General features: G+C 52.3%; 15 protein-coding genes and 1 riboswitch. Of the genes, 4 read left to right on the top strand and 11 right to left on the bottom strand.

The window, feature by feature from the left end; all coding sequences use genetic code 11:
- Position 1: 1 nt before the first annotated feature.
- The 6 genes from thiC to ACO0LN_RS06030 form a co-directional block, all read right to left on the bottom strand.
- The gene (thiC, locus tag ACO0LN_RS06055) at positions 2-1,915 is read right to left on the bottom strand and encodes a phosphomethylpyrimidine synthase ThiC (RefSeq protein ID WP_422971920.1); all 1,914 of its coding nucleotides are present in this window, start codon (positions 1,913-1,915) and stop codon (positions 2-4) included.
- Between the two features lie 80 nt (positions 1,916-1,995).
- Positions 1,996-2,097, bottom strand: a riboswitch (TPP riboswitch).
- A gap of 71 nt (positions 2,098-2,168) precedes the next feature.
- Entirely contained in the window at positions 2,169-4,298 is a 2,130-nt protein-coding gene (locus tag ACO0LN_RS06050; RefSeq protein ID WP_422971918.1) for a tetratricopeptide repeat-containing diguanylate cyclase, read from the bottom strand.
- A gap of 68 nt (positions 4,299-4,366) precedes the next feature.
- Positions 4,367-8,911, bottom strand: a complete 4,545-nt coding sequence (locus ACO0LN_RS06045) for an EAL domain-containing protein (RefSeq protein WP_422971916.1) — start codon at positions 8,909-8,911, stop codon at positions 4,367-4,369.
- Positions 8,912-9,107: 196 nt separating this feature from the next.
- Positions 9,108-10,304, bottom strand: a complete 1,197-nt coding sequence (locus ACO0LN_RS06040) for an ABC transporter substrate binding protein (RefSeq protein WP_422971914.1) — start codon at positions 10,302-10,304, stop codon at positions 9,108-9,110.
- A 265-nt stretch (positions 10,305-10,569) separates the two neighbouring features.
- Positions 10,570-11,064, bottom strand: coding sequence for a TonB-dependent receptor domain-containing protein (locus tag ACO0LN_RS06035; protein WP_422971912.1), 495 nt, complete (start codon positions 11,062-11,064; stop codon positions 10,570-10,572).
- Positions 11,057-11,824 carry a TonB-dependent receptor plug domain-containing protein gene (locus tag ACO0LN_RS06030; protein WP_422971910.1) on the bottom strand — a complete coding sequence of 256 codons (768 nt, stop codon included), beginning with the start codon at positions 11,822-11,824 and terminating at the stop codon, positions 11,057-11,059. Before ACO0LN_RS06030 ends, ACO0LN_RS06035 begins: the two co-directional genes overlap by 8 nt.
- Positions 11,825-12,049: 225 nt before the next feature.
- Between ACO0LN_RS06030 and ACO0LN_RS06025 the strand changes: the two genes are divergently transcribed.
- The 3 genes from ACO0LN_RS06025 (at position 12,050) to ACO0LN_RS06015 (ending at position 16,473) form a co-directional block, all read left to right on the top strand.
- Positions 12,050-14,875: a valine--tRNA ligase gene (locus ACO0LN_RS06025; protein ID WP_422971908.1), complete on the top strand. Its 2,826-nt coding sequence runs from the start codon at positions 12,050-12,052 to the stop codon at positions 14,873-14,875.
- A 119-nt stretch (positions 14,876-14,994) separates the two neighbouring features.
- On the top strand, positions 14,995-15,459 hold the full coding sequence (locus tag ACO0LN_RS06020) for a DUF2147 domain-containing protein (protein ID WP_422971906.1): 465 nt from the start codon (positions 14,995-14,997) through the stop codon (positions 15,457-15,459).
- 207 nt (positions 15,460-15,666) lie between these two features.
- On the top strand, positions 15,667-16,473 hold the full coding sequence (locus ACO0LN_RS06015) for a substrate-binding periplasmic protein (RefSeq protein WP_422971904.1): 807 nt from the start codon (positions 15,667-15,669) through the stop codon (positions 16,471-16,473).
- Positions 16,474-16,513: 40 nt separating this feature from the next.
- On the opposite strand, the gene ACO0LN_RS06010 is transcribed toward ACO0LN_RS06015, so the two are convergent.
- Entirely contained in the window at positions 16,514-18,118 is a 1,605-nt protein-coding gene (locus ACO0LN_RS06010) for a sensor histidine kinase (protein ID WP_422971902.1), read from the bottom strand.
- A gap of 309 nt (positions 18,119-18,427) precedes the next feature.
- On the opposite strand from ACO0LN_RS06010, the gene ACO0LN_RS06005 reads away from it, so the two are divergent.
- Positions 18,428-18,676, top strand: a complete 249-nt coding sequence (locus tag ACO0LN_RS06005) for a YdcH family protein (RefSeq protein ID WP_422971900.1) — start codon at positions 18,428-18,430, stop codon at positions 18,674-18,676.
- Between the two features lie 30 nt (positions 18,677-18,706).
- Here the strand turns inward: ACO0LN_RS06005 and ACO0LN_RS06000 are convergent, their stop codons facing one another.
- The 4 genes from ACO0LN_RS06000 to ACO0LN_RS05985 all read right to left on the bottom strand — a co-directional run.
- On the bottom strand, positions 18,707-19,504 hold the full coding sequence (locus ACO0LN_RS06000) for a DUF3025 domain-containing protein (protein ID WP_422971898.1): 798 nt from the start codon (positions 19,502-19,504) through the stop codon (positions 18,707-18,709).
- 16 nt (positions 19,505-19,520) lie between these two features.
- Positions 19,521-20,585: a dihydroorotase gene (gene pyrC, locus ACO0LN_RS05995; protein ID WP_162043366.1), complete on the bottom strand. Its 1,065-nt coding sequence runs from the start codon at positions 20,583-20,585 to the stop codon at positions 19,521-19,523.
- 143 nt (positions 20,586-20,728) lie between these two features.
- Positions 20,729-21,544, bottom strand: a complete 816-nt coding sequence (locus ACO0LN_RS05990) for a hypothetical protein (protein WP_422971896.1) — start codon at positions 21,542-21,544, stop codon at positions 20,729-20,731.
- Between the two features lie 181 nt (positions 21,545-21,725).
- On the bottom strand, positions 21,726-23,653 hold a 1,928-nt coding region (locus ACO0LN_RS05985), incomplete at its 5' end, for a beta strand repeat-containing protein (RefSeq protein ID WP_422971894.1).

The following is a 23,653-nucleotide window of genomic DNA, read 5'->3' as shown; positions in this document are numbered from 1 at the left end:
GCTATTGTTTCTTGTAGATTTCCGCGCCGGATTTGATGAACTCAACTGCCTTGACTTCCATGCCCTGCTTCAAGGCCTGGATTTCGCTGATACCTTGTGCATTGGCATAGTCTCGCACCTCCTGTGTGATCTTCATCGAGCAGAAATGCGGGCCGCACATGGAGCAGAAATGGGCGACCTTGGCAGAATCCTTGGGCAGGGTTTCATCATGGAATTCACGTGCCTTGTCGGGGTCTAGGCCAATGTTGAACTGGTCTTCCCAGCGGAATTCAAAGCGTGCCTTCGACAAAGCATTGTCACGTATCTGCGCACCGGGATGGCCTTTTGCCAGGTCGGCTGCATGAGCAGCAATCTTGTAAGTGATGATGCCGTCCTTGACATCGACCTTGTTAGGCAAACCCAGATGTTCTTTGGGTGTCACATAACACAGCATGGCAGTGCCATACCAGCCTATCTGGGCTGCACCTATGCCGGAAGTGATATGGTCATAGCCAGGGGCGATATCCGTCGTCAAAGGGCCCAGGGTATAGAAAGGCGCTTCATGGCATTGCTCAAGTTGCAGGTCCATGTTTTCTTTGATGAGGTGCATGGGCACATGGCCAGGGCCTTCTATCATGACTTGCACATCATGCTTCCAGGCGATCTGTGTCAGTTCGCCCAGGGTTTTCAATTCACCTAACTGCGCTTCATCATTGGCATCATAGATAGAGCCTGGACGCAGACCGTCACCAAGGCTGAAGGACACGTCATAGGCTTTCATGATTTCGCAGATATCTTCAAAATGCTCGTACAGGAAGCTTTCTTTGTGATGCGCCAAACACCATTTCGCCATGATGGAACCACCACGCGAGACGATGCCAGTCAAACGCTTGGCGGTCATTGGCACATATTGCAGGCGTACACCTGCGTGGATGGTGAAGTAATCTACGCCTTGCTCAGCTTGCTCAATCAGTGTATCGCGGAAGATTTCCCAGGTCAGGTCTTCTGCCTTGCCATTCACTTTTTCCAGTGCCTGATAGATGGGCACTGTGCCAATAGGTACGGGGGAATTGCGGATGATCCATTCGCGGGTTTCGTGGATGTGCTTGCCGGTGGAAAGGTCCATGACATTGTCGCCACCCCAGCGTATTGCCCAGGTCATTTTTTCGACTTCTTCACCGATGGAAGATGTCACCGCAGAATTGCCGATATTGGCATTGATCTTGACCAGGAAATTACGGCCTATGATCATGGGCTCGATTTCAGGATGATTGATATTTGCCGGGATAATCGCACGGCCACGGGCGATTTCTGAACGCACGAATTCTGGCGTGATTTCTGCAGGGATTGCAGCACCAAAAGACTGACCCGGATGCTGGCGACCCATGACTTCTGCCAGCTTGCTACCCATAGGGCCTGAGGCTTTCAGGTTTTCCAGGTATTCTTTCCTGCGCAGGTTTTCGCGTATGGAAACAAATTCCATTTCTGGCGTGATGATGCCCTGGCGCGCATAGTGCATTTGCGAGACATTTTTGCCTGCCAGTGCGCGGCGCGGCAGGCGTTTGAGGTTGAAGCGTAGCTCTGCCAGCTTGGGATCATGCAGACGGGCGATGCCGTATTCTGATGTAGGACCTGCCAGTTCTTCAGTATCATTGCGCTCGGCTATCCAGGCACCGCGTACGGATGCCAGGCCAGAGCGGATATCGATTTTTACTGCAGGGTCGGTATAGGGACCGGAGGTGTCATACACATAGATAGGCGGATTTTTTTCCGAACCAAACATGGCTGGTGTATCTGACTGACTGATTTCGCGCATGGGTACGCGGATATCGGGTCGGCTGCCCTGTATATAAGTCTTGCGTGAATTCGGCAGTGGCTGTATGGCTGCCTCATCTACCGTGGCGGTAGCGGACAAGAATTGCGGGTTGGCGTTCATTTTGGCTCCTTTGCTTTGTTGGCATGGAGCCAGCAAAGGAGTTTCCAAAATCAAAATGTGCACGCTGAAGGCGCGTGGCAAGAAGTCTTTGGCAGCTTCCCTTCGCTGGCATTATCCAGATCAGGTTCGAGGGTATTTCTCACCCGCCAACAAGATTGATGGCAGGACCCCTAGCATTTTTTCTTCGGGTTCCAGAAACAAATCCAGAACCGCGACGACGGCAGATTATACGACTTTTTTAAACTCAGGTGCTTTATTTGATGGTGCTGGCCAGTTCTTCATCAGATACCGTTGCCGACGCAACAAGATTGCCTTCTGGCAGTTTTACCGGTCCATGCACCTCTATCAACTCGACCATGCCAGCCTTGATCGCAGCCGACAGATCATGATCGAGTACGGGCAAGGCTTCTTCATAGGCGATCAATAATCTGCTGACGCCATAGGCGCGGTTGCGGCCATTGACCTTGCCCAGATATAAGGCCATGTCAGCAATTTGCAGGGCTTTTTCCCAATTGCAGATGACTTCTGGCAAACCGGAAAATGGCAGGCTGATGAAACCGGCAGTCAGGGTGACAGGGACACTGGCACCATCAGCCTGAATATTTTCTTCACCTATGCTGCGCAAGATGCGTTCAACCAGTCCCTTAAGCTGTACAGGGTTCGAGCGTGGCGAATAAATCAGGAATTCTTCACCACCCCAGCGCAACACCATGTCACTGTCACGTACGGTACTGCGCAAACGGCGTGCCACTTCTATCAGTACGGCGTCGCCAGTGGCATGACCAAAGCTGTCATTGATATTCTTGAAGTGGTCGATGTCCATGAGTATCAGGCAATCAGGGTTATCAAGCGCATCTTCACGCCTTTCACCCTCAGGCAAGATGGCCCTGCCCTTCATCATATCGACAAAAGAGCGGCGGTTATACAAACCTGTGAGAGGATCACGCACCGCATGAAATTCGAGTTGCTCATTGACTTCACGCAGTTTTTCATTGGTCTTGCGCACTCGCCGGTACAGGAAGAAAACCACCACCCCCACCATCACCATGATGACTGCAGCCAGCATCAGCACAACTTGCTGCAGTTGCCGGTTTTTGATATCGGCATCCTTGAGCTGGTTTTCACGCGCCAGCAGTTCTATCTGTTTTTGCCTTTGCTGGGCATTGAATTGCTCTTGTAAAGTGGCTACAGCACGCGCCCGGTCAGAGCGGAATAATTCATCGCTGAGTTTTTGTTGCTCGCGCACCGTCGCCAGTGCCTCTTTATACATATCGGCGGCTTCATACATATTGCCGATTTCACTGAGCAGGTTTTCCACATCCGACTTGGAGCCGGTTTCCATGAAAAACTTCTTGGCTTCATTGATGTAGCCTATGCCCTGGGCGAATTTTTTTTGCCCTGCCAGTGCAAACCCGATATTCGCCTTGGCAATAGCGATCGCAAAAGGATCATTCACGGCCTGGGCTTTTTCCAGTGAGAACCTGGCGGCGCGTTCAGCCTCAGTAAATTTGCGTACATGCAGGTAATAATCGGCAATATTGCCGAGTGCTGTGGCGGCTACGGCAGGCATGCCGGCATCGGTGGCTATCTGCAAGACGGTCTTGTAGGCCTCGAGTGCTTCATCATGACGCCCCAGGTCTATCAGGGCCAGGCCACGTGTCATTTGCAGCGAAGAAGTGATTTTGGGCGAGTCTATGCCGGGCAACATTGCCAGGGCCTCATTGGTGGTTTCCAGCGCCTTCTCTGCATTATGCATATTCAGGTAGAGTCTGGCAATGGATTCCATGCGGTACAGTTTGGCCTGTGCGCTGCGGCGTGGTACCTGGTCAGCCAGCTTCAATGCTTCAAGAAAATAGGGCAGGGATTTATCAAAATTGCCTATCGCCAGTTGCACCATGCCAAAGGCGATATTCAAACGCATGAGCACTTCTGCATTTTTTGAATCACGCAGGCTTTGCTGTATATCATTGAGTTTCACCAGCGCCATGGCGAACTTGCCCTGATCCAGCATCTGAAAGGCTTCGCCTATCAGCGCCATATTGATCATGTCATTGTCTTTTTGTGCCCTTGCCAGTTGCAGCAACTCTGCATTGGCAGCATCAGCCTCCTTGATCTTGCCTGCGTCATACAAGATGCCTATCAATGTCTTTAAAACCTCAGCACGCAAGACATAGTCGGCATCTTTGCCGAGGCGGTCTTTGTATTCTTGCAGTTGCTTGAGGGCCGCCGTATTGTCACGGTCAGACAGGGTATGGATGACTTCTATCTCAGAAAAATCAGGCCTGGCCTGGGCATGTGCAGTACTGTTCACGCATAGCAAGGCAATAACCAGCAAACCCGGCATCAGCCTGGTTTGCCATTTAGGTAGTTGAAGCTGCGTCATGCAAGCCCTCATTGTTCTGTCCGTGTCTCTGTTCATTTTTTTCAGGCTGGGGCTATTTCACCCCACTTTTATTTACCTGTCTGGTCCAGGAATACGTTGCCCACTTGCGATAATATTTCATCTTCCAGTTGCTGCGCCGGAATCGGCTTACTCAGATAGAAGCCTTGCAGGATATCGCAGGACTGGGCGCGAAAAAACTCCAGCTGTTCGCGGGTTTCTACCCCTTCGGCTACCACCTCCAGCCGCAGGCTGTGTGCCAGGGCGATGATGCCGGTGACGATGGCTGCATCGTCGGCATCACCCGGAATATCACGCACGAAGGACCGGTCTATCTTGATGATATCCACCGGGAAGCGTTTAAGATAAGACAAAGATGAATAGCCAGTACCAAAGTCATCAATGGTCAGCCTGACACCCAGGCTGCGCAAACGGTCCAGTATCGCCAGGGTATCTTGCGCATGCTCCATCAGCGTGCTTTCGGTAATTTCGAGCTCCAGCATTTTCGCTGGCAAGCTGGTATCGAACAAGACCTGCTCCACGGTATTGGCAAAATCTTTTTGCAGCAACTGGCTGACAGACAGGTTCACCGCAACCCGCAGATGCCCCATGCCCTTGTCCATCCAGTTGCGCATCTGCGCGCAGGCGGTACGCAACACCCATTCGCCGAGTGCAATGATGAGGCCGGTTTCTTCTGCCATAGGGATAAATTCCAATGGCGAGACCATGCCACGGGTAGGATGGAACCAGCGCACGAGTGCCTCGGCACCGATAATTTCGCCGTTGTCCATGCGTGCCTGCGGCTGATAAAACACCGCCAGTTCATTGCGCTCGAGTGCGCGACGCAGGTCGTTTTCCAGACGTACCCGTTCAGAAATCGAATGTTCCATCGCCGCTTCAAAAAACTGGAAGTCGGTATTGGTTTTCTTGGCGCGGTACATGGCTGTATCTGCATGCTTGACCAGGGTGCCTACGTCCATGCCATCGCTGGGATAGACAGAAATACCTATGCTGGCGGTCACAAAAATATCATGGCTATCAATCTGGAAAGGTTTGGCCAGGGTGCGGCAAATATTTTGTGCAGCCGATGCGGCAGCAGCAGGGTCGGCCAGTTCACTGAGTATCACCGTAAACTCATCACCACCCAGGCGTGCCACGCAATCGGCATTGCGCACACTGCGGCGTATGCGCTGGGCCACGGCAATCAGCAGGCGGTCACCGACATCGTGGCCGAGCGTGTCGTTGACGTTCTTGAACCTGTCCAGATCAAGAAAAAGTATTGCCACTGACTCGACATTTTCCTTGGCCATGGCCAGCCTGCGCCCCAGTTGATCGAGGAATTGCGTGCGGTTGGGCAAGCCAGTCAGCACATCGTTGAAAGCCAGGTGACGTATGCGTTTTTCTGCCTGGTTGGCTTCTATGATACGGCGCACGCGTTGCGACAGCACGGCAAAATGGATGGGTTTGGGAATGTAGTCGCAGGCACCGGCAGCAAAGGCTCTTTCTACCGAACTATTGTCTTCGAGAGCAGTAATCATCAACACCGGTATGCTGCGGCCACGCGGCATTTCCTGTATCAGGCTGCAGGCGGTAAAACCGTCCATGACAGGCATGACGGCATCCATGAGAATGACATCAGGACGCATGCGTTTGAGCATCAGCAAGGCTTGTGAACCATCTGCCGCCTCTTCAACCTTGAAGCCATCTCTTTGCAGGGTATGACGCAGCGTGCTGCGGGTACTGCGGTCATCATCGACCACGAGCACTTTGGCAACATGTCGGCCAGGGTTGACTGCTTCATGGCCTTCCAGGAATACCTCATTGCTCAGTTCATACGCCACTGCTTCGTAGGCCTGATGCAGGCTGCTCAGTAGCGGCGGAATTTCTGACAAATGCCTTTCCAGCGCCAGTTGCTCAACTTCCTTGGCAAACTGCAAAAGATTGCAGGCCCCCAGGTTACCACTGCTGCCTTTGATCGAATGTGCCATGGCGCGCACCATTTCAGCATCGTCTTGCTGCAGGCCCTGGTTCAATTGTTCCAGATAGACAGGAGTATCTTCCAGGAACAGGGATACTGTCTGCTGCAAACCTGGCCCCAGGATATCGCGCAACTTGTCAAACACCGCGCGGTCAAGTGGCTGACCATCAAGCGGCTGCAATTGTCCATCTGACGGTAAGGCACGTCCTGCCGCACCGCCACGGGTAAGCCAGCGTTCCAGTTTCTGACGCAACTCGACCAGGGTGATAGGTTTGGCCAGATAATCATCCATGCCTATCGCCAGGCATTTTTCAGCATCGCCGCGTTGGGTATTGGCCGTCATCGCCACGATAGGTGTGCGCCTGCCCAGACCATCTTCATAACTGCGTATCCTGACGGTGGCTTCATAACCATCCATTTCCGGCATGCTGCAATCCATGAGTATCAGGTCATAGCGGTTGCGGCGTGCAGCTTCGACGGCTTCCTTGCCATTCCCGGCAAATTCGCAATGGCAGGCGGACAGTGACAGCATGCCCGCCGCCACCATCTGGTTGGTGCGATTATCTTCAACCACCAGCACGCGCCACTCCACCTGGCCACCCTGTGCAGGGTGACGCGCCACTTCCATGTCCCTGGCTGGCATGGGTACAGGCGGCCTGACCATGCTTGCCGCGGCTGGTGACTGTACCTGTGTTTCAGTCAGCAATAAATGCCGCAAGGCTTGCAGCATTTTTTCTATATGCACGGGCTTGCTCAGGCAGATTTCTGCTGCAGTGGAATTACTATCTCCTGCACAGCCATTCCTGTCCAGTGCCAGCGTGTGGATGCCGCTAAAACGATGATCATTGCGCAGCCGGCGCGCCAGTTCCACGCCATCATCATCCATGCTGGCAACATCCATGATGACCAGGGAATGGGGCGCGCCCTCTTTCACGGCCTGATCCAGCAGGCTCAGGGCCTGCATGCCACTGGCTACTGCATGACATGCCATGCCATGACGGGAAAGTTGTTGCAGCAAAAAGCTGCGCACGATCTCACTGGGATCAACGATGAGTATGCGTTCGCCCTGCAACTCGGTGCTGGCCAGAGCTGGCTTGTCAGTGCTGCTGATGCTGCTGGCACTGCCAGCCCTGCATTGCATGCTGAAGTAAAAATTACTGCCCTGACCCGGCATGCTGCTGACGCCAATTTCGCCATGCAAGAGTGCCACCAGTTGCTTGCAGATAGCCAGGCCCAGACCGGTACCACCATATTTGCGTGTCGTTGAACGGTCTGCCTGGGCGAAGGATTCAAACACATTAGCGACGGCATCTGCCGACATGCCTATGCCAGTATCACTGACTTCAAAACGCAAACTCAACGTGGCAGCAGGGTCTGCCTGATCGTGGTGCTGGCTCAATACTACCCGCACCGCTATTTCACCATGCTCGGTAAACTTGATGGCATTGCCTATCAGGTTCATGAGTATCTGGCGCAAACGCAAGGGATCACTCTTGATGCGCAGCGGGACTTCATCGGCAACCAGATACGCAAGCTCCAGGCCTTTTTGCTGGGCAGACTTGGACAACAATTCCAGCACTTCAGCCACCAGTTTATTGAGGTCAAATTCGATTTCTTCGACCTCGACCTTGCCCGCTTCCATCTTGGAAAAGTCCAGGATGTCATTAATAAGTTCTATCAGGGACTGGGAAGAATTCCAGGCCACATCCACGCATTCGCGCTGGCTACGGGTCAGGCGCATTTCCTTGAGCATATCGAGCATGCCAACCACGCCATTCAAGGGGGTACGCACCTCGTGGCTGACGGTGGCAGCAAATTGTGCCTTCATGACGGCAGCTTGCAAAGCCTGGTCGCGTGATTGCTTGAGCTCAGCCTCGCGCTCTTCCAGCACGGCCATCATCTGGTTGAAGGCATGCGCCATTTCCATGATGTCTTTTGAACCTTGCGGCGTGGCACGCATGCCGGACTCACCCGCTTCTGCCCTGCCCATCAGGGTTGACAACTGGTTCAGCGGACGTATCATCTGCCGTGACATCAGGCGTATCACTGCCAGCAGGATCAGGGCAAATGAGAACGTGATGGCGAGATTGCCGAGCAGCAGCGACGACACCAGTTTATCCAGTGTAGTTTTGCCGACCACCACATGCACATAACCCAACAATTGTGGTTTGCTCTCTTGTACTTCAAAAGGCGAGGCTTCTGCCTCACCTGCAAATACCGGCGCGCTGAAACGCCAGTCCTGCTCACTTTCCTGTTCCAGCCTGGCACTGGACAAAGGCCCGGCCGGTTGCGTCTGCAAAGGTGGTAAAACGATGCCAGGTTTGCTTTGTGAAAGTAGTACCTTGTGATCTGCATTGGCAATTTCTACCTGCAGGACGTCAGGGAAAGCCAGGGTGGTGGTCACCACTTCCCTGGCATTATCGGCAGAGTGATACAACAGGGCCAGGCGGCTTTGACGTGCCAGGTTTTCTGCCACTTGCTGACCCTGCACGACAAAGTAAGCGCGCATGCGATGGCTGGCCTGCCATGAATTTATGATGGAAGAAAACAAGGCCAGCACCAGAATCGCAGCCGTGATGATCACCGTTAGCTGGAGACTGAAACCTGTGCGGCGAAAGTAATTGCTGAAAAACTTCATACTTGAACCAAATTACTTATGGCCATTCACCATCTGGCATCGCTGGTGAACAGCACTCTGTCTCAGAATATTCAAGATCATCTCAGCATCCTCTTGTATGCATGACATGCTTGGCTCTTTCACTTCTCTTCGTTTTTTTATTCTTCACATAGCCGTAGCATGGCAGACAGCCCGCAATGGCAATCAATATCAATACTCAAGGCTCAGGGAAGATAGAGTCAAAACTACGCTGGCTTTGATAATCAATGTTCAAACCTATATGGCTGGCTGTGCGCAAATTCACTGCCACCAGGACCTCACGCAACAAGGACACCCCAGACTTGCGGCCATCTCCGCTCACGGCACTATGGGCTGCCATGGCCAGGCTGTGTCCCAGCTCCAGATTATTTGGATAGAGCGCAAATAAAGCGCCTTTTTTTGCATGCAAAAAACTGCTGGAAAAGAAAGGGATGCCGCGGTTCCATGACTCACGCAAGACCAGCGGCAGGATGCTACCCTCTTCCACCGTGGTTGAATCTTGTGGCAGCCACAAGGCATCGCGCCGGTCTGCACTGGCAAAGGCCACTTCATACTGATGGGCCGCACCGGCAAGGTCTTTGGCTTCATAGGTCACCAGCTCCAGCCCCTGCGGCTTCGCTGCTTCGCGCGCCAGTTTGATCAGCGACTCATTGTTTTTGGGGTCATACACAACGATGACTCTTTTGACGCCTGGCAGCAGGCTTTTGAGGCGGGTAAACAACAAGGCCGGATCGGGCATGAGGCTGACACCCGTCATGCTGCGACTCTCGCTTTCCGGGATGTTCAGCACACCACCAACCACCACGGCAATCTCGCGGTCCAGACTACTGGCCAGCTTGACTCCCTGACGGCCAAGGGCAATGACGACCCTGACACCATTACGTTTCAATTGCGCATTCAAGTCAGCGGTTTCCAGCTTGGCGCTTATCGGCACGCTGATCACCGGCATGCGTGACTTGCTTTCTATGCCTTCGATGATTTTGGCAAAAATACTGCGGTAAGGTTCACCCATGTCAGGGTACAGTACCGCCAGGCTGCCACCAGTACTGACCTCAGGGCGGCGGCCCTGGGTAGCGGCATCAGCGAAGACCAGATGTTCGCCATAGCGGTAACCCAGACGTAAATCCTGGGCCAGTGCGGGCGTATGGGTATGCACTTGTGGCACCTGGTTTTGCAGCATGGCCAGGTCTGGCTTGAGCATGGACAAAGGTATGGGCTGCTGAGCCATGACAGGGGACACGAGCAAAAACAAGGTGCACAGGGCAAGATTGAAAAACTGGCAGGCGTGCTTAAGCAAGCCTGCTTTCGCGCCAGTTTTTTGACTGAGGCGGCAAGCATGGATATCAGAGAAATAGGAACAGCCTTTTTCGAGCATCTAAAGTTTTATTCCTTCTTTTATTTTCAACACAGTTTCGTCCTGCTTTTGCAGCGCTTGCCGCTGCTGCTGTTATTCCTATAGTTATTCCAGCCGTTATTACTGCTGTTTTTTTTACAAACAAACTATCAAGCTGCCACAGCCCATACTGCGAATTAACCATCAACATTAACAGATTTACGCACGCCCCCATATCGAAATTGATGCGCCTGCTTTATTCACCCGACAAGCGGTCAGGCATCCCGACAAAAGATGTCCGGTATTTCTATAATTTATAGCCAAATTGCAATAAGACCGAACGTCCCCCCATGGGAATATCATTTGGCATATTGATAAAAGGCGTACTGTAGGGGCTGGGTTCGCGTACATCGGCATTCAAGAGATTGCGCACTATCAGTGCCCAGTCCCAGCCCGCATATTTTTTATTTGTTCCTATGGTCAGATCCAGCGTGGTGTAGTCCTTCACATTCGGGCGGGTATCACCAGGTTCCCGCTGCCTGTCTGCGACATGGTTGATTTGTGTATTCACTCTCCATCCTGATGCAGGCTGCCAGTCCGCCCTCAGGTAGGCATGAAGGCGCGGTGTCAGGCCTGGGTCTTTTTGCGTCGCATCATCAATCGCTCTCTGGTAAGCCAGATTACCTGCCACGCGAAAATTTTTATTCACATCCCAGCTGGCTTCCAGTTCAAAACCCCGGCCACTCTGCCTGCCACCGTTTTCATTCTGAGAATTATTGCTGACCCTGATGATGTCAGACATCCGATAACGAAACAGATTCAGGCCCAGTTGCACACTTGGGCGCGCCAGTCAGGTCATAGCCCGTCTGGGCATCGCGCTCCACCAGCTCCTTTGACCCTGCAGTGCGGCTATGTTGCAAAGAGGCGGCGACTTCGATATCACCCCATTTCCCACCATGCAAAACCCAGGCATCCCGGCTGTTGAAGGAGCCCAGCCTGCTGCCAAGGCGTGTACCGTTTTGCTCTTTTGCAGTTTTAGTGACGATATTGATGACGCCTGAAAAAGCATCTGCACCATACAGGGCGGAGCCGGGGCCACGGATAATCTCTATTCTCGCGACATTTTCCAGCGGCATGTCAGCGGAGATCAAACCACGGTCGCCAGTGTAGGCATTAATGACGGGCGTGCCATTGATGAGCACCAGTACCTGGGGATTGCTGAGCGTATTGCGCATCCCGCGTATGGTGTAAATAGCCATATTCATGACGGTAGAACGCCCCACATGCAAACCGGGTACAGTTTCCAGTATACCATCGAGGCTGGTGGCACCGGTTACTTCTATATCGGCAGCAGTAATCACCGTTGCCACGGCGGGTGCGCGGCGTAGAGGCAGGGCCGAGCCTGTGGCAACGCTGATGACAGACTTGTCACCGTATTTGTGGCAATAGACCAGGGCCAGGTCTTCTTCCGTATTCGGCTCTTCAGCCCTGGCTGGCTGAGGCTGGACTATCAGCAGCAAGACAAAATGCAGGGCATATGCCGTGTTGTTCAGGCTTTTCATGATGTCCCCAGGGGTTTTCAAGCATCTTAATCCAATCTTTCAGGCAACAACAAGCCAGATGCATGGTGGCAACATGGCATTTGTCGCTTTGCCGCCCACAAGAGACAAGATTTAAAATATTTATTGTCTTTAAAATATTTTATTAAATGCTATCCGCAGGAAAAACCGCCTTATGCACTTTCCTCATTTATAATCAAAGGTTTAGCAATCACCGCAGATCATATTATGGAATTAGCCAAGTCTTTTGAGCCCGCAGAAATCGAACAATCCTGGCGTGGCGAGTGGGAAAAACGTGGATATTTTGCCGCCACCATGGATGAAGGCAAACCCTCGTTCTCGATACAGCTGCCACCGCCAAATGTGACCGGCACCCTGCATATGGGCCACGCCTTCAACCAGACCATCATGGATGGCCTGACGCGCTACTACCGCATGCGCGGTCACAATACGGCCTGGGTGCCGGGTACTGACCATGCCGGTATCGCCACGCAAATCGTGGTGGAACGCCAGCTCGATGCACAAAAGATTTCGCGCCATGATCTGGGCCGTGAAAAATTTCTGGAAAAAGTCTGGGAATGGAAAGAAAAATCCGGCTCCACCATCACCGGCCAAATGCGCCGCATGGGTGCCTCTGCCGACTGGGAGCGTGAATATTTCACGATGGATGCCGAACGCTCGAAAAGCGTAACTGATGTCTTCGTCAAACTGGTAGAACAAGGCCTGATCTATCGCGGCAAACGTCTGGTCAACTGGGACCCGGTCCTGGGCACAGCAGTATCTGATCTGGAAGTGGTGTCGGAAGAAGAAGATGGCTCGATGTGGCATATCCGCTACCCGTTTGCGGATGGCTCTGGCCATCTGACGGTAGCGACCACCCGCCCTGAAACCCTGCTGGGTGACGTGGCCGTGGCGGTTGATCCAACGGATGAGCGCTATGTCCATCTGGTCGGCAAGATGCTCAAACTGCCACTGACAGACCGCGAAATTCCGGTGATTGCCGACAGCTATGTCGATAAGGAATTCGGTACTGGCTGCGTGAAGATCACGCCTGCGCACGACTTGAACGATTACGCCGTTGGCCAGCGTCACAAACTGGAGATGATTTGCATTTTTACTCTGGATGCGAAGATCAATGAAAACGCCCCTGCCGTGTATCAAGGCATGGACCGCTTCGTCGCCCGCAAGCAAATCGTGGCTGACCTGGATGCCCAGGGTTTGCTGGACTCGGTAAAACCACACAAACTGATGGTGCCACGTGGTGACCGTACCAATGTGATCATTGAACCCATGCTGACTGACCAGTGGTTCATGGCCATGAGCAAACCAGCACCGGAAGGTACCTTCTTCCCTGGCAAATCCATCGCTGAAGTGGCGCTGGAAAAAGTCGCTGATGGTGAAATCAAATTCATCCCGGAAAACTGGACAACGACTTACAACCAGTGGCTGACGAATATCCAGGACTGGTGTATCTCTCGCCAACTCTGGTGGGGCCATCAAATCCCGGCCTGGTATGGCGACAACGGTGAAATATTTGTTGCGCATGATGAAGCCGGTGCAAAAGCCAAGGCAGATGCCGCTGGTTACACAGGCGCATTGAAGCGTGATGATGACGTACTCGATACCTGGTTCTCTTCTGCGCTGGTACCTTTCTCTACCATGGGCTGGCCGGAAGAAACACCGGACATCAAACAGTTCCTGCCATCCTCGGTACTGGTCACCGGCTTTGACATTATCTTCTTCTGGGTAGCGCGCATGGTCATGATGACCACGCACTTCACCGGCAAGGTGCCATTCAATACCGTGTATGTACATGGTCTGGTACGTGATTCCAGCGGCCAGAAAATGTCCAAGTCCAAGGGTAATACCCTGGATCCTATTGACCTCATCGACGGCATCACAGTGGATGAACTGGTAGCCAAACGCACTGCTGGCCTAATGAACCCCAAACAGGCAGCCAGCATAGAAAAAGCCACGCGCAAGGAATTTGCCGATGGCATTCCTGCCTATGGTACTGACGCTTTGCGTTTCACCATGGCCAGCTATGCTTCGCTGGGCCGCAATATCAATTTTGACCTGGGTCGTTGTGAAGGCTACCGCAATTTCTGCAATAAGCTGTGGAACGCGACCCGCTTTGTCTTGATGAATACCGAAGACAAGGATTGCGGCTTTGGTGCTGATGTCACGGCAGCAGATCTGGAATACTCACAAGCTGACAAATGGATCATCTCTACCCTGCAACACGCCGAGGCCGAGATAGAAAAAGGTTTTGCCGACTACCGTTTCGACAATATAGCTTCTGCCATCTACAAGTTTGTCTGGGATGAATATTGCGACTGGTATCTGGAAGTTGCAAAAGTACAGGTACAGCAAGGCAATGAAGCGCAACAACGCGCCACCCGCCGCACTTTATTGCGCGTGCTGGAAGTGATCTTGCGCCTGGCTCACCCTGTCATTCCTTTTGTCACTGAAGCCCTTTGGCAAACCGTGGCACCATTGGCAGGCAAGACCCTGAACCCGGCTGGCGACAGTATCATGATCCAGCCTTATCCGCTGTTTGTCGCTGAAAACGTCGATACTGCAGCAGAAGCCTGGATGCAGGCACTCAAAGCCATGACCGACGCTTGCCGTAACCTGCGTGGTGAAATGCAATTGTCCCCGGCCAAGCGCGTGCCACTGTTGTTGCAGGCTGCAAATGCAGAAGACAAGGCCCGCCTGCAGTCTTTTGCGCCTTACCTGGAAGCACTGGCGAAACTGTCTGAGGTATCTGTCGTTGATGCCCTGCCTGAGTCACCGGCACCGGTATCCGTCGTTGGCGAATCGAAGCTGATGCTGAAGGTGGAAATCGACGTGGCAGCAGAACGTGCGCGTATCAGTAAGGAAGTCGCCCGCCTGGAAGGTGAAATTACCAAGCTGGAGACCAAGCTTGGTAACGAAGGCTTTGTCGCCAAGGCACCTGCACAGGTCATCGCGGTTGAGAGAGAACGCCTGGCGAATTTCAAGGCCACTCTGCAAAAACTGCTGGAACAGTTAGATAAGCTGCCACCAGCCTAAGATGTTGCAATACCGTGGGTTAAAGTAGGTACTCTAAAAATATTGTACGTGGTGAAAATTTTGCCACGTACAATCAAATCACATAAATCAGAGACCTCAGTTTTTCTTTTGGAGACAGCATGAAAAAAACAGTTCCACTTGTGTTATCCGTACTATCCGCAATCATCGCATTCGCAGGTATGCCCCTGCTGGCACAGGCTGAAGAAAGCCCGGTCGGCCTGTGGAAAAGCATAGATGACAAATCAGGCAAACCCAAGGCACTTATACGTATCACCGAAACTGCCGGTGAATTGCAGGGCAAGATAGAAAAACTGTTTTTGGAAGCTGATGCTCCCGAAAAGAACCCAAAATGCGACAAATGTGAAGGCGCAAATAAAGACCAGCCCATCGTCGGCATGACCATCTTGTCTGGCCTCAAAAAAGACGGTGACGAATATACTGGCGGCAAAATCCTCGACCCAGGTAATGGCAAGCTGTACAGCAGCAAGCTCAGTGTCGTTGAAAACAACAAGAAACTGAATGTGCGCGGCTACATAGGCGCACCGATGTTTGGCCGTACCCAGACCTGGTTGCGCGAACAATAAATCCGCAACGCCAGATAAGGTACCAACATTACAACAACGGGAGCTCAGGCTCCCGTTGTTGTTTCTCATTCATGATTCCAGCATGGTTTGGTCTGCGCACTATGGTCTGATACTGTGGTTGCACCTTGTTGCACGCCAGCGACTTGCCAGAAATAGCAATAAGGCAGATGATAGGCTACTGAATCCCTTTTTGATGAAGGCGGTATCATGAAAAAAGCATGCTCATCCTGGTTTGCTGTCGCTCTGCTGATACTGCTACCCTTATTGCCAGGCTTGTCATCGGCACAAGGAAAATTACTCAAAATCGCCACTGGCGAACTCCCACCCTATGCGACTGAAAGCAGGCCAGACAAAGGCATAGCCCTGAGCATAGTGCGGCGTGCTTTTGAACTCGAAGGCTATCAGGTGGAATTTACTTTCTTGCCGTGGTCACGCGCCCTGGCCGAGAGCCGCGCAGGTAAATGGGATGGCACGGCTTACTGGGGTCATAAGCCTGAGCATGATGCGAGTTTTTTCCTGAGTGACAATGTCATCACAGAGCAATGGGTATTTGTCTATCGCAATGCCATCGATTTTAAATGGAAACAACTCGACGATCTCAAGCCATATCGTATCGCCATGATACAAGACTACACCTACACACCAGAGATCTGGGCCATGGCGAACAAGGGGGACCTGAAGATGGAAAAACTGCCAAATGATACGGCAGCCCTGAAGCTCTTGCTGTTGAAGCGGGTAGATATCGCCCCTATGGAGAGAAACGTCACCTGTGATTTATTGGCAAAAAACTTTTCCCCAGCCGACGCGGCACAGTTGTCTGCGCACCCAAAACTGATGACGGAGAGTTTTACGACTCACCTGATGATGTCGCGTGGCCTGCCGACTAGTGTGGGCAGGGTTGCAGCATTTAATAATGGTCTGAAAAAGCTGCGGGCTTCTGGCGAATATCAAAAACTGTCTGCCCAGGTGAATTGCCCGCAAGGCTGGTCTGATGTGGCCAAGTCCAGCCACTGAATTTCGTTTTCACCATTTCGCTTTCACTACTCCACCTTTACTACTCCATATCATCAGCATGACCGGGAGCACACAAGGGCAGTTGCATGATAAAGCTGGCACCTTTTCCTGGCTCGCTTTCTACCCGTATGCTACCGCCCAGTACATCGCACACCAGGTTATAGACGATATTCAAACCCAGGCCACTGCCGCCCTGCCCCAGCTTGGTCGTGAAGAAGGGATCAAAGATACGCCCGAGGTTGATGTCAGCAATACCAACGCCGTTGTCATTGACGCTTAATTCCACTTTGGCTGGCTCTGTATCCAGCAAATGCGCCCTGATATCGATGATGCCATTTTCACGACCATCAAAACCATGAAGGATGGCATTATTGATGAGATTGCTGATAATCTGTCCGAGTAAACCTGGGTAGGCATCCATACGTATTCCAGGCGAAATATCGATACGGACTTCATGCACATGATGCCTGATACTGGCCCCCATGGTCAGCATGGTTTCCCTGACGACTTCATCAAGAAAAAACACCCGGCGCTGAGCGCTGGTTCTATCTACCGCCACGCGCTTGAAACTGCCGATCAGGTCAGCCGCGCTATGCAAATTGCGCAAGAGTATATCGCTGGCCTGCAGGTTATTTTCGACATAATTTTGCAGGGCTGCACGGGTGACACCCTGTGCCATTTTCTTGTTGAATTCGCGGCTCAGGTCATGAATGGTACTGGCCACCGTCACAGAATTACCTATAGGTGTATTGAGTTCATGAGCCACGCCTGCGACCAGCGAACCGAGCGCGGCCATCCTGTCGCTGCGTTGGATTTCGGCGTGTGCGCTGTTCAAATCATTGAGGGCCGTGCGCAGCTCCTGGTTCGATGCGTGCAACTCCCTGGTGCGGTCGGTGACCCTTTGCTCCAGCGTGGCATTGTGGCTGGCCTGCTCGCTCATGAGTTCACCCAGGCGCAGGCGCATGGAATCTACCCCCAGCGCCAGGCTGCCCAGTTCATCGGGCCGGGCGGCACTGACGACTTCTTCCAAATGACCTTCACCGAGACGATCTACATCGCGCTGCAATTGCTGCAGCGGGCGCATCATGCGTTTTTGGAACAGCAGCCACAACAAGAAAAAAGAAATCAGCAATTGCACCAAAATGGCAGCACCGCCCTTGAGAAATTTTTTGAGAAATTCCTGTTCCATCCAGTAACTGCTCATTTCTATCGTGACACGGCCTATGACCGTGCCATCTTTGCGGATATTGCGGGTTTCACTGATCAAGCCCTGTTTTTGTTGTGTGGCCTGCTCAGCATGGACAAAACGGCCCAGGGCGGCATCTTCGACAATAATGCGCACGACATCAGGATTGAGCATGACGGAGTTGACAAAACTCTGGGCGCTGGTCGCATCGACTTGCCACAATGGCACGGGCATGGTTTGTTCCAGCATGCTGGCATATTGCTTCAGGGGACCACGCACGCGCACTTCATATTCGCGTTCATAGCTGTCCCTGGCCAGCACGGTGCCAAGCAGGACGGCGGGGATCAGGATACCAAGGCCTATACCCAGCACAATGGCCTTACGCAAGGACATGGTCGCTGCACGCCAGCCTGTATGCTGGTCTGGTAATACTGGATGAGGTGAGTGCTTGCCCAACATAGTTGCAGCCAGTCCCGGTGTTAGCCTGATGCCAGATGGCGGAATTTGTCCAGACCATAGATCCAGACCTGATAAATTTGCAAAGCAGCAGCCGGAATCCCAAGGCCATACACCTGCAGGTATACAGCATTGCACAAATATTCTACCCGAAATTGATGACGAGCCTGCAATCAGCAATGTAGGCGGCACCACATCAAGGCCAGCATTCTGTCTTTCTCTGCCTGACTTGATGCAGGTCATGGATGATGGTCTGAATAAGCTTAGTATGGAGGCAAGGAAAATCCCTTCCTCAATCATTAAGGAGTATCCATGCAAGTAGATCACCACCCTCTTTCCACTGAATTTCCAGAATTCAAACAAGCGATTCACGAACTGAAAGCCAACGACAAGCATTTCGCCAAACTGTTTGCTGAATATGATGAGACTGACAAGGCCATCAACCGTGCAGAGAACGGTGCAGAGCATCTGGGTGATGCTGCGCTGGAAGACTTGAAGAAAGCACGCCTGAGCCTGAAAGATCAATTGTTCAAGATCATACAGGCTGGTGCTGCGGCCTGATAGTAACCGGCGGCCTCTTGAACGCCGGGTTCAGTTCCGGCGTTTTGCCCTAAAAACTTGCTGGTCTTGGTAAAAAGATGCATCCTGCTGCGGCCACCAGCCTGGTATACCTAGTACAGGTAAAGGCGTGTAATCTGCAGTCGTCAACACTTGGCTTGCGAGTTGCGCTGCCACTACTCCATCGATACGTGCACGTCTGGCGCTGGCATCGAGCTTGAAATAAGCTGGCTCCACCATGACGACCCAGGTATGTGCTGTAATCGCCTTATAGGGATTGACCAGCTTTTCCATCAAGGCATGTCCAAAGCACCAGACTTCGGCGCAGCCACCGAATTTATCTGCCTGTCTGACAAAGGCGTCCTGCCACGCATGCGCGCGCAAAGCGGCAATCAGGTCTGCTCCTTCGGGTGTATCTGCAAGAACCAGCAGCGCAGCATTCTCATCAAAGATAGTTGCTGCGTCACGCGCGGGGCCGCGTGACTTGCCTATGCCCAGTGCAGCAATTTGCGCGGCCTGCAAGGCATTCAATTGGCGCTTGATGGCAGGGAAAGTCAGCCACACCAGCGCATTGAAAAAATCATGCAGGTTCTCGCGCGTGGGTACCAGGCCAGTGGCACTGATATGCGCTTCATAGGCCGCCCCCTCTGGCAATTCTTCCTGTGTGATAAAGCGCAAGGGCAATTCGAGGTGATTGCTTAAACCTGCCTCCAGAGCGAGATGATTGAGTTGCGAGCGCCAGTCTTCGGCCGCCAGCAAGCTGTCAGCCGATTCGCGCACGGCAGCAAACCAGGCTTGCGGCCAGTCTATCTCATCAAAAAAACGTGTCATGAATTGCCAACCAGATTTATGCAGTACGCATTTTCCAGTGCAGGGTTTCACCACTGTTCAGCGGCACGATGCTGGTATCGGCAAATGGCAATTCTGCCGGCATTTGCCAGTCTTCGCGCACCAGGGTAATGCTGCCGCTATTGCGTGGCAATTGATAAAAGTCAGGACCGTTGAAACTCGCGAACGCTTCCAGTTGATCAAGTGCACCGGCCTGCTCAAAAGCCTGGGTATACAACTCCATCGCATGCAAAGCGGTGTAGCAACCGGCACAACCGCAGGCATGCTCTTTCAAACCTTTGGCATGCGGTGCAGAATCAGTACCCAGGAAGAAACGCTTGCTGCCCGAGATAGCCGCCTTGACCAGCGCCTGGCGATGGGTTTCACGCTTGAGCACTGGCAGGCAGTAATAATGCGGGCGTATGCCGCCTTTAAAAATCTCATTGCGGTTATACAGCAGGTGATGGGCAGTAATCGTCGCCGCAATCGGACCACCAGATTCTGCCACATAGGCTGCAGCATCACTGGTCGTGATATGTTCAAACACCACTTTCAATTCCGGCATGTCCTTGCGCAGCGGTTGCATGACGCGGTCGATGAACACGGCTTCGCGGTCAAACAAATCGATCTCGGCATCTGTCACTTCACCATGCACCAGGAAGGGCATGCCGACTTCCTGCATGGTTTCCAGAGTCTTGTAGCAATTTTTGAGGTCAGTCACGCCAGCATCAGAATTGGTGGTGGCACCTGCTGGATACAATTTCACGGCATGCACAAAACCACTGTCCTTGGCACGGCGTATCTCATCTGGTGGCGTGTTATTGGTCAGGTACAGGGTCATCAGCGGCTCGAAATTCATGCCTGCTGGCAAGGCCGCAAGTATGCGTTCACGATAAGCGGCCGCCTGCTCTGTCGTCGTGACGGGCGGCTTCAGGTTAGGCATGATGATGGCGCGGGCAAACTGCGCTGCCGTATGCGGCAACACACTGGCCAGGGCTGCGCCATCGCGCACATGCAAATGCCAGTCATCCGGGCGGGTAATCGTGATTTCTTGTGGGGAAGTGCTGGAAGTAGAGGCAGTCATGGTAGCTCGCAGTGACGGAATACCGGCATTTTACCTTTTCCCTCTGCCTTAAGCACCTTTGCCAGCACAGATCAGGTGCATTTCACCAGCAGTAATGGCTGAAAAATAGTGAAGCAGCAATAATCTTCCAACACTGCATTTCCCTAATGACATGCAATCACGGGATCAAGTCTGCCACCAAAACGCTGCAATGCCATGATCCGCATGATCAACGCCTGCTCCGGCAATATATCCAAAGCATTTTGCGGTGAAGTCCCCTGGGTCATCAACAAGGCCTTGTCCTGCGTGTGTGCAAGACCCAACACGTGCCCTAGTTCATGCCCCAAAGGTTTGCCCATCAGGAAATAGGGATTCGCGTGTCTGTCTGGGCGATTCATCAGCACATCATTAAATACTGCCTTACCCGCTGGCAAATTGCCAAATGCATCAGCGACCTTGCCAGCCGGGGCAGGCATAGCCGCAGCAAAAATGATACTCAGTTGATTGCGGTTTTCAGTCCAGGCGGGCAATTCACCTATTGGACGGAATCTGAAATTGAAAGTGATGCGCGCCTGCTGATAATAGCGATTGACGAGTTCCATATAAGGCTGCAATTGCTCAGGCTTGCTCCAGATGGCAGAGTCCTTGAAAAACACATCCACATCAACTGCAATGATTTTCGTGCTTTCAGCTTCGCTACAAATTGCCGTATTCATTGCGCAGGCAGCTTGCTGATCAGGAAAAATTTTTAATTCGCGCGGTAAGTCTGCGGCACGCAAATGTGACCAGTCCAGTGTCTGCCCTTGATATTCATCAGGCAGTAATTTGCTGCAGTTTTTTGTAGTAGCGACGGTTGCGACGTTTGTGGACAGATTCTGTTCCTTACCAAACACTGCTGAGACGAACAGCAGCAAACTTGTGAACGCGCCAACGCAGATAGCAAGCCGTGCTGAATTAAACGAATGAGGAAATGTATACATAGAATTTGCCAGATGTCTTTGAGTTGATTGTGATGTCTCACATGCAAAGACGCAGCAATTTTATTGTATCTGTGAATGCTGACTACAGTTACAAACAAGCCCGGCACTTTGCAGTGCCGGGCTTGTTTGTTTTTTAGTTTGCGACAGGGGGATCACCCCCCCTGCTTTGCTGCGAACCTGATTAAGCGATGAAGTCGCCAGCGACGATGGAACCTGCGCCAGTGATTTTAACGATAAAGTCAGTGGCATCAACTGCACCAACAGTGCCACCGATGTTTTGGAAGGCATAAGTACCAGCTGCTGTACCTGCAGCTACAGTAATGATGTAAGCCTGGGTATTCGCTGCCAGAGCCGCGCCAGCACCAGTTGCTGCTGTAGCAATTGCTGCTGCCAGAGTTGCTACGTCAGCGTTAGCGATGTTCAGTGCGTTCAATGTTGTTGCTGCTGTGCCAGTTTTGAACACGTCAGCGCCAGTAACTTTGAAATTTGCCACTGTATCGATAGAACCGATGTTGGAACGTGTGCCTGCAGAAGTTGCATCGATAGTTTCAACACCAGTCGCAGTTGTAGACAGATTGATAGTATCAACACCTGTACCGCCTGTAATGGTGGTTGCACCAGTGCCAGTACCCAGAACATTCAGGGTCTGACCACCAGTTCCAAGGATGACGTTATTGATTGCAGTAGAAGCAGACTTGGTGAAGTTCAAAGTCACACCAGCACCGTTTTCATTAGTCACAGTCCATGCGGCGTTAGTACCACCAGTCACATTCACGGTTTCAACACCGGTTACCTTTGCAGACATATCCAGCGCAGCAGTCACAGCACCTACGTTCAGGATGTCACCGGCGCCAACACCGCCGTTAATACCATTGGCAGCAACAGTTGCCGTGATAATGGCGTCGCCCACTGTGAACGTATCGACACCAGTGCCACCAGTGACAGAAATCAAGCCAGCCGCGCCAGTGAAGGTATTTGCGCCATTCGCAAGTACATAATTTTCTACAGTCGCGTTACCAGCGATAGTACCTGCTGTAGAGAATGTGAAGGCATTTGTACCTGTCGCCGTGATACTGGTGAAAGCACTGTATTGAGCTGCAGACAAAGTAATACCAGCATTGCTGGCAACCACCAGGCTTTCGAAGCCAGAGATATTCGCACCAGCAATATTGGATGACGCGACCAGACTCAAGATATCGGATGTACCTGCACCTGCAGTGAAAGTCCCACTGTAAGTCTTGCCTTCCATGGTCAAGGTATTGTTACCGGCACCCAGATTGACATTACCCGCCAGCATGGAGCTGCCGGAGTTTGCCAGATAGACGCGGTCATTGCCTGTGCCGCCGTTGACAGTGGTAACACCTGCAGTAGCAACGTTGAAGTACACGTCTGTCGATGTATTGTCTGTAGCAACAGTTTTGATGTTGGTAATAGTATTGCCGCCACCGATAACGATACTGCCGCCACCAGTGAAGGTGATCATGTCTGTATCACCGGCATTACCGTTAACAGTTGTACCAACCAGCGCTGCCGCATTACCTGTGAAATTATCATTCACGTTTGCTGTACTGTTAAATACACCACCTGCAGTCAGGGCAATCGGCGCCAGAGCTATGCCACCGCCATTGACTGGATTAGTACCTATGACACCAGCAATCGCAGTAGCGCCACCGGATGTACCGATTGCATTCGATGTCGTCGTGTTGTTCACGCCACCACCAGTTGCGTTGGAAGAAGACGTTACGTCGAATACCATACTGCCGCCTGTGACCGTAATAAAGGACAGGTCGATGTTATTAATACCACCAATATCGTCAACGATAGTCAGTTGATGAGGTACGTTACCTGAGAATGTCAGTACCGGACCGGACAGGTTCAATGCGGCACGCGCTGCGATTAATGCAGCATATTGGCTGGCTGTGATGACGACTGCTGAATTGGCTGTGATGTTTTCAATACCAGACAATTGCGCGCCAGCCAGGTTGATCGCACCGTAAGTAACCAGTGTATCGTTACCTGTACCCAGGTTGATCGTGTCTGTAACAACGCGGGCAACTGCAGTCGCTGTGGACTGTGCATTCAGGTTCACACCGTTTTCTGTCACGTTGT

Source organism: Undibacterium sp. TC9W (assembly GCF_049339865.1).
Classification (GTDB): Bacteria; Pseudomonadota; Gammaproteobacteria; order Burkholderiales; family Burkholderiaceae_D; genus Undibacterium.
This window is presented reverse-complemented; position numbering and strand designations above follow the sequence as displayed.